At 58.3% G+C, this 13,147-nt stretch carries 14 protein-coding genes and 1 pseudogene; 6 read left to right on the forward strand and 9 right to left on the reverse strand.

Annotation, left to right across the window (positions count from 1 at the left end; genetic code table 11):
* The 4 genes and pseudogenes from ACKWJN_RS03645 to ACKWJN_RS03660 form a co-directional block, all read left to right on the forward strand.
* Positions 1–832 (forward strand): annotated as a pseudogene (locus ACKWJN_RS03645) (glucose-6-phosphate isomerase); the annotation flags it as partial.
* Between the two features lie 72 nt (positions 833–904).
* Positions 905–1,672, forward strand: a complete 768-nt coding sequence (gene fabG, locus ACKWJN_RS03650) for a 3-oxoacyl-ACP reductase FabG (RefSeq protein ID WP_408594613.1) — start codon at positions 905–907, stop codon at positions 1,670–1,672.
* Positions 1,673–1,680: 8 nt separating this feature from the next.
* Positions 1,681–2,253, forward strand: a complete 573-nt coding sequence (locus tag ACKWJN_RS03655; RefSeq protein ID WP_408594615.1) for a chromate transporter — start codon at positions 1,681–1,683, stop codon at positions 2,251–2,253.
* Entirely contained in the window at positions 2,250–2,846 is a 597-nt protein-coding gene (locus ACKWJN_RS03660; RefSeq protein WP_408594617.1) for a chromate transporter, read from the forward strand. The genes ACKWJN_RS03655 and ACKWJN_RS03660 overlap by 4 nt, the downstream gene beginning before the upstream one ends.
* A 24-nt stretch (positions 2,847–2,870) precedes the next feature.
* On the opposite strand, the gene rlmB is transcribed toward ACKWJN_RS03660, so the two are convergent.
* Positions 2,871–3,614 (reverse strand): 23S rRNA (guanosine(2251)-2'-O)-methyltransferase RlmB, encoded by a 744-nt coding sequence (gene rlmB / locus ACKWJN_RS03665; RefSeq protein WP_408594619.1) that lies wholly within the window; start codon positions 3,612–3,614, stop codon positions 2,871–2,873.
* A gap of 21 nt (positions 3,615–3,635) precedes the next feature.
* Complete coding sequence (locus ACKWJN_RS03670; RefSeq protein ID WP_408594620.1) at positions 3,636–4,298, reverse strand: ABC transporter ATP-binding protein; 663 nt, start codon at positions 4,296–4,298, stop codon at positions 3,636–3,638.
* A gap of 151 nt (positions 4,299–4,449) precedes the next feature.
* Between ACKWJN_RS03670 and ACKWJN_RS03675 the strand changes: the two genes are divergently transcribed.
* Both ACKWJN_RS03675 and mnmH read left to right on the forward strand, forming a co-directional pair.
* Positions 4,450–5,085, forward strand: coding sequence for an arylesterase (locus ACKWJN_RS03675; protein WP_408594688.1), 636 nt, complete (start codon positions 4,450–4,452; stop codon positions 5,083–5,085).
* Between the two features lie 9 nt (positions 5,086–5,094).
* Positions 5,095–6,189: a tRNA 2-selenouridine(34) synthase MnmH gene (gene mnmH, locus ACKWJN_RS03680; RefSeq protein ID WP_408594621.1), complete on the forward strand. Its 1,095-nt coding sequence runs from the start codon at positions 5,095–5,097 to the stop codon at positions 6,187–6,189.
* Positions 6,190–6,201: 12 nt separating this feature from the next.
* Here mnmH and ACKWJN_RS03685 read toward each other — a convergent pair whose 3' ends face one another.
* The 7 genes from ACKWJN_RS03685 to hflK all read right to left on the reverse strand — a co-directional run bounded on the left by ACKWJN_RS03685 (position 6,202) and on the right by hflK (position 13,110).
* Positions 6,202–7,419 carry a PLP-dependent transferase gene (locus ACKWJN_RS03685; RefSeq protein WP_408594623.1) on the reverse strand — a complete coding sequence of 406 codons (1,218 nt, stop codon included), beginning with the start codon at positions 7,417–7,419 and terminating at the stop codon, positions 6,202–6,204.
* A 78-nt stretch (positions 7,420–7,497) separates the two neighbouring features.
* Complete coding sequence (locus ACKWJN_RS03690; protein ID WP_408594625.1) at positions 7,498–8,022, reverse strand: phosphoribosyltransferase; 525 nt, start codon at positions 8,020–8,022, stop codon at positions 7,498–7,500.
* Between the two features lie 18 nt (positions 8,023–8,040).
* On the reverse strand, positions 8,041–9,369 hold the full coding sequence (locus tag ACKWJN_RS03695; protein WP_408594690.1) for an adenylosuccinate synthase: 1,329 nt from the start codon (positions 9,367–9,369) through the stop codon (positions 8,041–8,043).
* Positions 9,370–9,418: 49 nt separating this feature from the next.
* Positions 9,419–10,567, reverse strand: a complete 1,149-nt coding sequence (locus ACKWJN_RS03700) for an ATP phosphoribosyltransferase regulatory subunit (protein ID WP_408594627.1) — start codon at positions 10,565–10,567, stop codon at positions 9,419–9,421.
* Positions 10,568–10,623: 56 nt separating this feature from the next.
* Positions 10,624–10,818: a DUF2065 domain-containing protein gene (locus ACKWJN_RS03705; protein ID WP_408594629.1), complete on the reverse strand. Its 195-nt coding sequence runs from the start codon at positions 10,816–10,818 to the stop codon at positions 10,624–10,626.
* A 12-nt stretch (positions 10,819–10,830) separates the two neighbouring features.
* On the reverse strand, positions 10,831–11,736 hold the full coding sequence (gene hflC / locus ACKWJN_RS03710) for a protease modulator HflC (RefSeq protein ID WP_408594631.1): 906 nt from the start codon (positions 11,734–11,736) through the stop codon (positions 10,831–10,833).
* Positions 11,737–11,751: 15 nt separating this feature from the next.
* Entirely contained in the window at positions 11,752–13,110 is a 1,359-nt protein-coding gene (hflK, locus tag ACKWJN_RS03715; RefSeq protein ID WP_408594633.1) for an FtsH protease activity modulator HflK, read from the reverse strand.
* Between the last annotated feature and the right edge of the window lie 37 nt (positions 13,111–13,147).

Below are 13,147 nucleotides of genomic sequence, written 5' to 3' on the forward strand. Positions count from 1 at the left end.
CTCGACTAGTCGTCGGCAGCGTCAGATGTGTATAAGCGACAGTTACTCGGTGTGGTCGGCCATTGGTTTGCCGCTGGCGATCTCGATTGGCGCCTTTGCCTTCCAGGACATGCTGTTGGGTGCACGCGCCATGGACGAACATTTCATGTCGGCGCCTGCGGACCAAAACCTGCCCTTGCTGATGGCCTTGTTTGGCGTGTGGAACCGGAATTTTCTGGGGGCGAGCACACACAACATTGCGCCTTATGCCTCGCCCCTTGGAAAATTCGCCTCGTTTTTGCAGCAAATGGAGATGGAATCCAACGGCAAGAGCGTCCATGTCGATGGCAGCCCGGTCGAAGTGGATACCGCCCCGGTGATTTGGGGTGGACTAGGCATTGACGGTCAACATGCTTACTTTCAACTGATCCACCAAGGCAAGCACCTGGTACCGATGGACTTTATTGGCTTGCGCACCGAGCGCAGCCCGCTGCCATTGGCGGCCGAACACCACCGGGTGGTGTTGCTCAACATGCAGGCCCAAGCCCAAGCACTGGCACTGGGTCGTACACCCGAAGAAACCGTGCAAGCCTTGCGCGACAGCGGCCTGGACGAAGAGGACGTACAACGCTTGGCGCCACACCGCAGCTACCCAGGCAATGTGCCCAGCACCACCATTTGGGTGGATGCCCTCACACCCCGCAGCATGGGCGCCTTGATGGCCCTGTACGAGCACAAGGTGTTTTGCCAAGCCGCCATTTGGGGCATTCATGCCTACGACCAATGGGGCGTGGAATTGGGTAAAAAAATGGCGCAAGACATTGAAGCCGCAGAACGTGCGCACAAGGCCTGAAGTCAGGTTCTTTTCACCCCATGGTTCCTGTGTGACAGTGTCTCCAAGTACGGGTGTTTACACTCTCGGACCATGACGACATCCCTCGCAAACCCCTCGCATCGCTTGGCCAACAAGGTCAGCATCATCACCGGCGCAGCCCAAGGCATTGGCTTAGCCACCGCACTCAAATTTGCAGCCGAAGGCGCCATCGTCGTGGTGTGTGACGTCAAGCAAGCTGCGGTCGATGCAGCAGTGGCCCAATGCCAAGCCATCGGCGCCCAAGCCAGTGGTTATGTGGTGGACGTCACCCAGCGCGCGATGGTGGATGGCATGGTCCAAGCGGTGCTGGCCCACCACGGCCGCATCGACGTGTTGGTCAACAACGCAGGCATCACCCAAGACTCGCGCCTGCAAAAAATGACACTGGAGCAATTTGACCGCGTGATCGATGTCAACTTGCGCGGCGTCTTCCACTGCGCTCAAGCGGTGACCGACAGCATGGTGGCCCAGGGACGTGGCGTGATTTTGAATGCCTCCTCTGTGGTGGGCATTTATGGCAACTTTGGACAAACCAACTACGCGGCTACCAAGTTTGGCGTGATCGGGTTCACCAAGACCTGGAGCCGTGAACTGGGTCCAAAAGGCATTCGTGTCAACGCGGTAGCCCCCGGCTTCATCGCGACGCCCATTTTGTCGACCATGCCCGAGAAAGTGATCGAAGACATGGTGCAACGCGTGCCGCTCAAACGATTGGGCATGCCCCAAGACATTGCCAATGTGTATGCCTTCTTGGCCAGCGATGAAGCAGCTTATGTGAATGGTGCTGTGCTGGAAGTCTCCGGCGGCATGACGGTATGAGCGACGTGATGCAAGAACGGCCCAGGCCTCGCTCAAAAACCGACCTTTTCATCTCGTTCACGCTGCTTGCCCTGCAAGGGTTTGGGGGCGTGATGTCGGTGGTTCAGCGCGAAATGGTCGAGAGAAAAAAATGGCTCACCACCGAAGAGTTTGTCGAAGACTGGGCCGTGGCCCAAGTGCTGCCAGGCCCCAATGTGCTCAACCTCTCGTTGATGATTGGCGGGCGTCATTTTGGTTTGAAAGGCTCGCTGGCTGCCTTGGCCGGTATTTTGTGTGTGCCCAGTTTGCTCATCTTGGTGATCGCCATTTTGTACGCCGGCATTGAACACAACCTCGCCGCGCAAGGTGCCTTGCGCGGCATGGGCGCTGTCTGCGCCGGCTTGATATTGGCCACAGGTCTGAAAATGATGCCAGCCCTGCGAAATAACCCCATGGGACGCGTGTCGTGTGTGGTGTTGGCGCTGTTGACGTTTGCTGCGGTCGGCGTGCTGCGGGTGCCACTGGCGTGGGTGCTGCTGACACTCGGTCCCTTGGCCAGTGTCTGGGCTTGGCAACAACTGCGCGAGCGGGGTGCCCCATGACGGCCGTGTTGTCGATGATGGATTGGTGGTCTTTTTTCATGCACTTCGCCTCGCTGTCATTGCTGGCAATAGGCGGCGCCATCAGCACGGCACCCGACATCCACCGCTTTGTGGTGGATGAGCAGCATTGGCTCAACGACATCCAGTTCACCTCCTCCATCGCCTTGGCGCAAGGCGCACCGGGTCCCAATGTGTTGTTCATTGGCTTGATTGGCTGGAACGTCGGATTGAACGCAGGTGGAGGTTTTGCCTCAGGGTGGACAGGGGTTGCCTTGGGCCTGTGGGGCATGTTGCTGGCCATGACGGGCATGCTGCTGCCCTCCACCACTCTGGCTTACTTTGCCGCGCGCTGGGGTCACCACAACCGCGACTTGCCTGCGGTGCGATCCTTCAAAGCGGGCATGGCCCCGATCGTGATTGCGCTGTTGTTTTCCACCGGCTGGTTGCTCACGGGCAGCCACGACAACCCGGCCAAAGATGGGCCTTTGTGGTTGCTCAGCGCGGTGACCATGCTGGTGGTTTGGAAAACCAAAACCCACATCTTGGTCCTGCTCGCCATGGGGGCCTTGCTTGGCGCCTTGGGTTGGGTGTGACGTGCAGATAGCCCTTTGGCTGGGTTAACCTCGCTGGCGGCGCGCCTCGTAAAGGCAGACACCGCTGGCGACCGACACGTTCAAGCTCTCGACCGCGCCCTTCATGGGAATGCTGATGAGCTCATCACAGGTCTTGCGTGTGAGCTGACGCATGCCATCTCCCTCGGCACCCAGCACCAAAGCGGTGGGCCCTTTGAGGTCCACCTGGTACAAGGTTTTGGGCGCGTCATCGCTGGTGCCAAGGATCCAAATATTGCGCTCCTTGAGTTCGTTCAAGGTACGGGCCAAATTGGTCACCATGAAGTACGGAACGGTCTCGACTGCACCACTGGCCACCTTGGCCACAGTGGCGTTGATGCCCACTGCGTGGTCTTTGGGGGCAATCACCGCATGCGCGCCTGCGCCATCGGCCACGCGCAAACAAGCCCCTAAGTTGTGGGGGTCGGTCACGCCGTCGAGCACCAAGATCAAAGGGGCTTCGATGGGTTCAATTTTTTCCAGCAATTCGTCCAATGAGTGCACCACCGCCAAAGGGCTCACACGCGCGGCGACCCCTTGGTGGCCGTGGCTGCCTGCCAGTTTGGCCAGACGCAGGCCATCGGCCTCGATCAAACGAGCACCCGCCTCATTGGCACGCTCTAAAAATTGCCGCATCCGCGCATCACGACGGGTGGGCTCGTAGTAAATCTCGATGATGGATTGCGGCGCCGTTTTGAGACGTACGCCTACGGCATGGAAACCGAAGAGAACTTTGGGGGAAGAGGACATGGGGGGATTATCCCCGCAGACTCAAAGCATCTGACCCGCCTCAATCGTGATCGCTTGGTCACAGCGCGCAGCCAGCTTGGGGTCATGGGTGACCAAGACCAAAGTAGTGCCCAACTCTTGGTTGAGTGCAAACATCAAGGCCATGATGCGCTCTCCACTGGCGTGATCCAAACTTCCGGTGGGTTCATCGGCCAACAGCAAGCTGGGTTGCACCACAAACGCACGCGCCAAAGCCACGCGCTGCTGTTCACCGCCCGACAACACTTTGGGGTAGTGGTTGAGACGCTCGCCCAGGCCCACCCGCTCCAACATGTCGCGCGCTGCTTGGCGAGGGTGAGGCCGACCGCTCAACTCCAGAGGCAGCATCACGTTTTCAAGCGCCGTCATGTGGCCCAACAGTTGAAAGCTTTGAAACACGAATCCAATTTGACGCGCACGCAGCACAGCACGCGCGTCTTCGTCTAACGCAAACATGTCTTGACCAGCCAATACCACCGTGCCACGACTGGGGGTGTCCAAGCCAGCCATGATCGACAGCAAGGTGCTCTTGCCTGAGCCCGATGCGCCCACAATGGCGAGTGACTGTTTTGCAGCCAAGTCGAAATGGATATCGCGGAGAATGTCCAAGGTGCCGGTGGCGTCTTGCACCGACTTAGAAACATGGGACACAGAAATCAATGGCATGGAATGAGAAGTCAGGGGCTGGGTCATGAAAGGCAATGGCATGTGGAGACGACACTTTAACGTGGCGGCGCTGGGCTGTGTCTGGGTGGGGCTTTGGGGCCATCGCACGGCAACCGCCGATCAAAAGGTGATCACCTCGAGCGGACAAGGCATGGAGGGCGAAGTTTGGTCAACCGGACCTCACCGTCGCGCACCGACCAAGTCAGCGGCCCCGCCTCCCGGCTCTGCTCCCGTTGCCAGCATTTTGGTGGTGGGGGACTCGCTCAGCGCCGAATACGGCATTCCGCGTGGCACCGGCTGGGTCAATCTGTTGGCGATGAAACTGAGGGCCGAACGTCCTGATGTGCAAGTGGTCAATGCCAGCATCAGTGGCGATACCACGGCGGGCGGACGCGCTCGCTTGCCAGCTGCCTTGGCGCAAGTGCGCCCGGTCTTGGTGGTGATAGAACTCGGCGGTAACGATGCCCTGCGCGGTCTTGACCTGAGCAGCAGTCAGCAAAACCTTGAAGCCATGATCGAGGCCTCGCGGGCGGTCAACGCACATGTGGTGCTGGTGGGCATGCAAGTGCCGCCCAATTACGGGCCAGACTACAGCGCCAAGTTCTCAGCGATGTTTGCCACACTGGCCAAAAAACACCGAACAGGCTTGGTTCCTTTCTTGTTGCAAGGCATCGCGGACAAACCCGATGCCGCGCAGCTCTTTCAAGCTGACCGCATTCACCCTCGCGAAGAAGCGCATCCTCGGATGTTGGCCAATGTCTGGCCCGAAATCAAAAAACAGTTGTGAGAGAGAGTCGTGAGCGTTCAATTCATTTCGGCGCAAGACGCCATGGCCCGCATGGCCACACCCTTGGGTTCGCCCGGGGGCTTCAGCACCATAATTGACGCCCGCAGTGAAGACGAGTTCGCACTCGACCACTTGCCGGGTGCGGTCAACTGGCCCTCGCTCAACAACGAAGAGCGCATCGTCATTGGCACCATGTACAAGCAAGTCAATGCCTTTGAAGCGCAAAAGCATGGGTCCGCGCTGGTGGCCGCCAACATTGCTCGGCACATCCAACGCGAGGTCTTGCCTTTGCCACGCACCTGGCAACCCTTGATTTACTGCTGGCGGGGCGGCAAACGCAGCGGTTCATTGGCTCTGGTGTTAGGTCAAATTGGTTTCAAGATCCACTTGATCGAAGGCGGCTACAAATCCTTTCGGGCAGCATTGCTGGCGTCTATCCCCGAATTGGTGGCCCCCATCCAATGGCGGGTGGTCTGTGGACCCACGGGCTCTGGCAAAACACGCTTGCTCCATGCGTTGTCCGCTGAAGGCGCACAAGTGCTGGACCTGGAGGGCTTGGCCAACCACCGCAGTTCCGTGCTGGGCCATATCCCAGGCTTACCGCAGCCCAGCCAAAAGCACTTTGACACCTTGGTGTGGACCGCACTGAAAGGCTTTGACAGCACACGACCGGTTTATGTGGAGTCGGAAAGCCGCAAAGTAGGCAATGTGTCGGTGCCCGAAGTCTTGATGTTGCGCATGCGTGAAAGTCCCTGCTTGGACTTGCAGTTGGGCGATGACGAGCGTGTGGCCTTGTTGATGGAGGACTATGACTTCTTTGTCAAAGACCCCGACTACTTTTGCAAACGTCTAGATGCCTTGGCTGAGCGTCGAGGCCGTGCGGTGGTCGAAGCCTGGAATGAACAAATCATGGCGGGGAAGTTTGAACGTGTGGTGCGCGAGTTGTTGACCTTGCATTACGACCCGGGCTACGCTGAGTCCACCCGTCGCAACTTTGCACAATTTGCGCAAGCGACGCAGGTGCAACCCAGCGACCGCTCTATGCCAGCCATGCGGGCCTTGGCTCGCGACATCTTGCGCCAAGAAACAGTGCAAACACACTGAGGACGGCGCAATTCACAGTTGCAGATGGCGCAGCGCTTGCGCCAAGTCGTCTTGCAAGTCTTGCACGGCTTCTAAGCCAATGCAAAAACGCACCACCCGCCCTGGATGGAGGTGGGCGTTGGCAAGTTGACGCACAGCACCCAAGTGGTAAGGCACCACCAAGCTCATCGGTCCGCCCCAGCTGTAACCAATTTTGAACCAGCGCAGCGCGTCGCAAAAGGCATCGACCCGATGGGCATCAAAGCGGGAATCCACCACCACGCTGAATATCCCAGCGGCCAAGCCTTGAGGCTCTTTCGTGGTGACACACAAACGTTCCCAATGCTCGTGCCCTGGTGCACCGGGCAAAGCCGGGTGCAACACCTGGGCAAAGGCGGTTTGGTGTTGGCACCAGGAGGCCAACTGTCTCGCAGCCTGGTCTTGGACCCGATATCTCAAAGCCAAGGTGGGCAAAGAGCGCAACAACAGTTCGGCATCGTTGGCGCCGACACCTGTGCCCAAGCGCATGTGGCTGAGTTTGAGGGTTTTGGCCAGTGCATCGCTGCGGGTGACGATGCTGCCCATGAGCACGTCACCGCCGCCACTGGGGTATTTGGTCAAGGCGTGGATGGTCAGGTCCACGCCCAGCGGTGCATCGCCCTGCCCTGGCGTGAGATCGAAAGCATTGAAGGCCAAACCCGCGCCCCAGGTGTTGTCAAGCGCGCACATCACCCCACGTGCTTTGCACAACTGCACCAGCGCAACCAGGTCTGGAAACTCCATCGACACCGAGCCTGCCGCCTCCAGCCACACCAAGCGCGTGCGCGGTGTGATGCGTGCCGCCAGGTCGTCGGGATTCATGGCGTCATACAACTGATGGCTGATGCCAAAACGCGCCAATTCCCCCTCAGCCAATGCCTTGTTAGGACCATAGGCGTTGTCGGGAATCAGCACCTCGTCGCCCGCTTTGAGCAAAGCCAAATCAACATGGGCAATTGCAGCCAAGCCACTGGGCGTCAAGATGCAGTGCGTGCCACCCTCTAAGGTGGCCAAACGCTCTTCCAAGGTGAACGTCGTGGGCGTGCCGTGCAAACCGTAGGTGTAGCTTGACTTGTTCAACCACTCACGCGTGCGCATGGCGGCGACGTCAGGAAAAATCACCGTTGACGCTTTGAACACCCCCACTTGAGGGGCATCAAACTCAGCCGGTGGCTGGTAGGGATGGTGGATGAGGTCGGTGCTGCGGGTCATGTGGCAATAGTAACCAGCCAGAAAAGAAAAACTCCGCCTTCAAGCGGAGTTCTCAAACTGAAATCAGTGGGAGGCCAATCAAACCTTCCACTTCTCCAACAAAGCCGCAGGGCGCATGTTGTCATAGGGCTCGAACGGTTGATGGATCCACGGGTTGGTGGGCAGATAGTCAATGGAGTAGTCGGGCTTGAAGGCCGAAACGCCCTTGGTCCAAATCACCGCAGTGCGCAATTCGGTGATGGGGGCGTAATTGTTTTTGAGCTGATCCACCACCGCTTTGAGCGTATGGCCGGTATCGGCCAAATCGTCGACCAACAACACGCGGCCCGCGATTTCGCCCTTGGGTGTGGTGATGAAACGGGCAATGTCCAAATGACCTTGGACCGTTCCGGCATCGGCGCGGTAGGAACTGGTTGACATGATGGCCAAGGGCTTGTCAAAGATGCGCGACAAAATGTCGCCGGGTCGCATGCCACCGCGCGCCAAGCACAGGATGGTGTCGAACTCCCAACCCGATTGATGGATCTTGATGGCGAGTTTTTCAATCAGGTTGTGGTACTCGTCGTAAGACACGTACAAGTGTTTGCCGTCTTCGGTCAGCATGGTGGATCCTTTCAAAAATTAAGCGATGTAGGGGTGGGTCAGCAAAATCGTGTGGTCACGGTCTGGGCTGGTGGACACCATGTGAATCGGCACACCGGTGGTTTCGGCAATGCGGTTCAGGTAATGCTGCGCGGCAGGAGGCAGTTTGGCGTAATCGGTCACACCCACGGTGCTGTCAGTCCAGCCTGGGATGCTTTCGTAGATGGGCGTGCAACGTGCAATTTCGTCAGCGCCCATGGGCAAGATGTCAATGGTCTGGCCATCCAACGCATAGCCCACGCACAGCTTCAATTCGGTCAAGCCGTCGAGCACATCCAATTTGGTGATGCACAAGCCGCTCAAGCCGTTGACCTGCGCACTGCGTTTGAGCAAGGCAGCATCAAACCAGCCGCAGCGGCGGCTGCGCCCAGTGGTCACGCCTTTTTCCGCGCCCACCGTGCTCATGTGGTAGCCGGGATTGCCGGGCGTTTCCCAATCCAGTTCGGTCGGAAACGGGCCACCCCCCACGCGCGTGCAATACGCCTTGGTGATGCCCAAGATGTAGTGCAACAAGCCGGGGCCCACACCTGCACCGGCGGCAGCATTGCCGGCCACGCAGTTGCTCGATGTCACAAATGGGTACGTGCCATGGTCGACGTCCAGCAAGGTGCCTTGTGCGCCTTCAAACAACAGGTTCGCGCCGTGTGCGTGGGCTTCGTTCAACTCGCGTGAGACGTCGGCCACCATGGGCAAAATTTCTTTCGCATAGGCCATGGCTTCGTTGTAAGTGGTGTCGTAGTCCACCGCAGGCGCGTGCAAAATTTCGGTCAACACGTGGTTGTGCAGCTCGAGGTTCTCACGCAGTTTGGTGGCAAAGCGCTCGGGGTGCTTCAAGTCTTGAACGCGCAAAGCGCGGCGCGCAATTTTGTCTTCGTAGGCCGGGCCAATGCCGCGACCGGTGGTGCCAATCTTGGCAGTGCCGGCTTTTTCTTTGGCGGCTTCACGGGCAATGTCCAAGGCCGCGTGGTAAGGCAGGATCAAGGGACAGGCCTCGCTGATGCGCAGGCGTGAACGCACTTCCACACCCGCTTTTTCGAGGCCCGCAATTTCTTCCAACAATTTGGTGGGCGACAGCACCACGCCGTTGCCGATGTAGCACTTCACCCCCGGACGCATGATGCCGCTGGGAATCAGGTGCAGGGCGGTTTTCACGCCATTGATCACCAAGGTGTGCCCGGCGTTGTGGCCGCCTTGAAAACGCACCACACCGGTGGCGGTCTCGGTCAGCCAGTCCACCAATTTGCCCTTGCCCTCGTCGCCCCATTGGGTGCCGACGACGACCACGTTACGACCTTTGGTAGCAGCCACGGCTTGTCCTTTGCTAGTGCTCATATCAAGTTCAATTGCAATTTAAAAATTAAAGGGCTTGAACAGCCCACTGGCCATTCACATCAACCAACACACGGTCACAGTCAAATTCGTCGACTTCGCTTTCATGGCCGGGCATCACGCACACCACGGTATCGCCGTGGGCACGCAAATGGGAAATGGCCTCACGCAACCCTGTGGCCGTGCCCCACGGTGCACGAATCGCGGCTTTCAACGGACGCGCGGGCACCACGCTGACGAGTTCTTTCAGGTCCAGACTGAAGCCCGCAGCCGGACGTTTGCGTCCGAACACAGCCCCCACCTCGTCATAACGGCCCCCGCGCACCAGCGCGTCACTGGCACCGGGCACATAGATGGCAAAGCGCACACCGCTGTAATAGGCGTAGCCGCGCAGATCAGCCAAGTCAAAGGTGGTCGGCACATCGCCCAAATCAGCAGCCACTTGGCGCAGCTCAGCCAAGGCTTGTTGCACCTTGGGCCAAGCAGCAAAGGCTTGTTGGGCTTGCGTCAGCACCGATACATTGCCGTACATGTGCACCAGAGCCACCAATGCAGCCTGAACCTGGTTGGGCAAATGGGCGGTCAAGGCACGCACGGCAGGCGCGTCTTTGCTGGCCAAAGCTGCGTGCACAGCGTCGCGGGCGTCGACCGTCAGAGTCACACCGTCCAACAAGGCAGGCACGATGCGGGCATCACTCAAGTCGACCGAAAAATCTTTCAGCGCGACCGCTTTCAGGCTGTCTAAGGCCAGCTGCAAGACTTCTAAGTCGGCTTCCAACCCGGCGTGCCCATAGATTTCAGCCCCAAATTGCAAAGGCTCACGGGTGGCAAAGGGCCGGTCAGGTCGGGTATGAAGGACAGGACCGCAGTAACACAAACGGGCCACACCGGCTCGGTTGAGCAAATGCGCATCAATGCGGGCAACCTGTGGGGTGGTGTCAGCTCGAAGGCCCAAGGTGCGGCCAGAAAGTTGGTCAACCAGTTTGAACGTTTGAAGATCAAGTGCCCGGCCTGTGCCAGAAAGCAAAGATTCAAGGTACTCCAACAAAGGCGGCATGACCAGCTCGTAGCCGTAGCCGCGTGCCGTGTCGAGATAAAGACGTCGGAGTTCTTCGATATGCCGGGCCTCGGAAGGCAAAACATCGGCGATGTGATCCGGCAAGACCCAAGCAGACATGAGATGAGGGAGGCTGTTAAAAAAGAGATTTTACCGGGCTTATGGGGCAGTTCCCATCAACCCAGCCACCACAAGATCAAAACACCGGTCAACACCAGTGCCAAACCGAAGAATCGAATTTGCCCATTGTGCAAAGCCAAGATTTGCATCATTTTCTTGCGCCACCCCTCGGGTGACGCAAAGGGCATCAAGCCTTCGAACACCAGCATCAGGCCAAACGCGGTCCACAGCACATCGCTGTTCAAGTCCATGAGGCTGGCCTGTTATTTCTTGGCTGGAGCCGACGATGAGGCGCCGCTGCCGCGAAATGCTTTGAAGAAGTCTGTGGAGGGGTCAACCACCATCACATCGCTTTTTTTGCTGAACGTGGTTTTGTAGGCTTCGAGGCTGCGGTAGAACTGTGCAAACTGCGCATCACGACCAAACGACTCGGCGTAAATTTGCGCGGCTTGGGCGTCGCCCTCACCTTTGATTTTTTGAGCATCACGGTAGGCATTGGCGACGGTGACCTCACGTTGGCGGTCCGCATCGGCGCGGATTTTCTCCCCCTCCGCGGCACCGGTTGAGCGCAACTCGTTGGCCACGCGTTTGCGCTCGGCCTCCATGCGGCGGTAGACCGACTCGGTGATGGCGTCCACATAGTCGGTGCGGGTGATGCGCACATCCACCACGTCCACACCCCATGGCTTAGCCCCTTTGACGGCGGCCAGTACTTCGCGTTTGACGGCCTCCAACAAAGCTTCGCGCTTGAGGGACAACAGTTCTTTCACGGTGCGCTTGTTGATTTCTTCTTGAAACGCATTGCGTACCACCCGCGCCAGTTGGATGGCGCCCGCGCTTTCATCCAGACCCACATTGCGGATGTACTCCGAGGGGTCGGTGATGCGCCAACGGGCATACCAATCGATCACCACCCGCTGCTTTTCAGCGGTCAGCATGGGCTCGGTGTCCGCGTTGTCGAGAGTCAACAAACGTTTGTCGATGTAGGTGACGTTTTGGAACGGTGGTGGCAACTTCACGTTGAGCCCAGGCTCGGTGATCACATCTTTGATCTGACCTAAGGAATACACCACACCAAACTGGCGCTGATCGACCACAAACAGCATCGAGCTGATGAGAGCCAATCCAACCAAGACAGAAGAAATATAAAAACCAATTTTGCTGTTCATGTTCTTGCTTCCTGATCAACGGCCATCACGGTCACGGCTGCGGCCATCGCGAGCACGCACATCCAGGTTGTTGGCATTGCCTGCTGCTGGGGCAACAGGGTTGGGTGCGTCATTGGCAGCAGGCGCAGCAGAAGAGGCGGCACCTTGGGATGCTTGCTGAATGATTTTGTCGAGCGGCAGGTACAGCAAATTCGAACCTTGTTTGGTATCCACCAACACCTTGGTCACGTTGCTGTAAATCTGCTGCATGGTGTCGATGTACAAGCGGTCCCGGGTGACTTGGGGTGCTTTTTGGTACTCGGCGTACAGCGACTTGAAGCGCTGCGCATCACCTTGCGCTTGCGCGACGATGCGCGCCTTGTAGCCATCTGCCTCTTGCTTCAAGCGCGAGGCGGTACCCACCGCGCGCGGCACCACATCATTGGCATAGGCTTCAGCTTCGTTTTTGGCGCGCTCACGTTCCTGACCCGCTTTGAGCACATCGTCAAATGCCGCTTGGACTTGCTCAGGGGGACGCACACCACCTTGTTGCAAGTTGATGCCCACCACTTCGATGCCAACTTTGTAGTGGTCCAAAATTTGTTGCATCAAACTGCGAATGCGCGGACCAATTTGATCACGCTCCTCGGACATGGCTGAGTCCATCTTCATCTTGCCCACCACTTCACGCACGGCCGTTTCGGCGGCTTGCACCACGGTGTCGGTGGGGTTCTTGGTTTCAAACAAATACGCGCGTGCATCGGTCAAGCGGTATTGCACGGCAAATTTGATTTCCAGAATATTTTCATCTTCGGTCAGCATGGCCGACTCACGCAATCCGGTCGACTTGATCACGGTGTCGCGCCCCACATCGACCGATCGGATTTGCGTCACGAACACCAGCTCATGGCGCTGAAACGGATATGGCAAACGCCAGTTGAAACCCGCACCGACGGTGGATTTGTAACGCCCAAACTGGGTGATGACGGCTTGTTGACCCTCTTGCACAATGAAAAAGCCCGTGCAAAACCAAATCACCAACAACACGGCTGCGACCACGCCCAAGCCAACGCGTGCACCGGGCAGACCGGGGCCTGGAGGCGTAGCGCCCTTAGGCGGCTCAGAGCCCCCTTTGCCGCCACCCAACAAGCCAGAGAGCTTGCGGTTGAAGTCACGCCACAACTCATCCAAGTCAGGCGGACCTCCAGCTGTGCTGGGCCGTTGAGGGCCAGGGGGTGTTTGGCCCGCGGCAGGCTTGTCATCGGGTGTCCCTTGCCCATCCGATTGGGTACCCGATTGCGCGTCACGTCCCCAACGCCCATCGTTGAGGTTGAACATGCCGAGCAGGCGTGCCAGCCATGAGGGCTGGCGAACAGCTTTGGAATTGGAGTTCATGCGCATCGTTGTTTTTACTCTGAAGTCTTGATTGTGC

It is taken from the genome of Limnohabitans sp. (genome assembly GCF_046052825.1).
Classification (GTDB): domain Bacteria; phylum Pseudomonadota; class Gammaproteobacteria; order Burkholderiales; family Burkholderiaceae_C; genus Limnohabitans.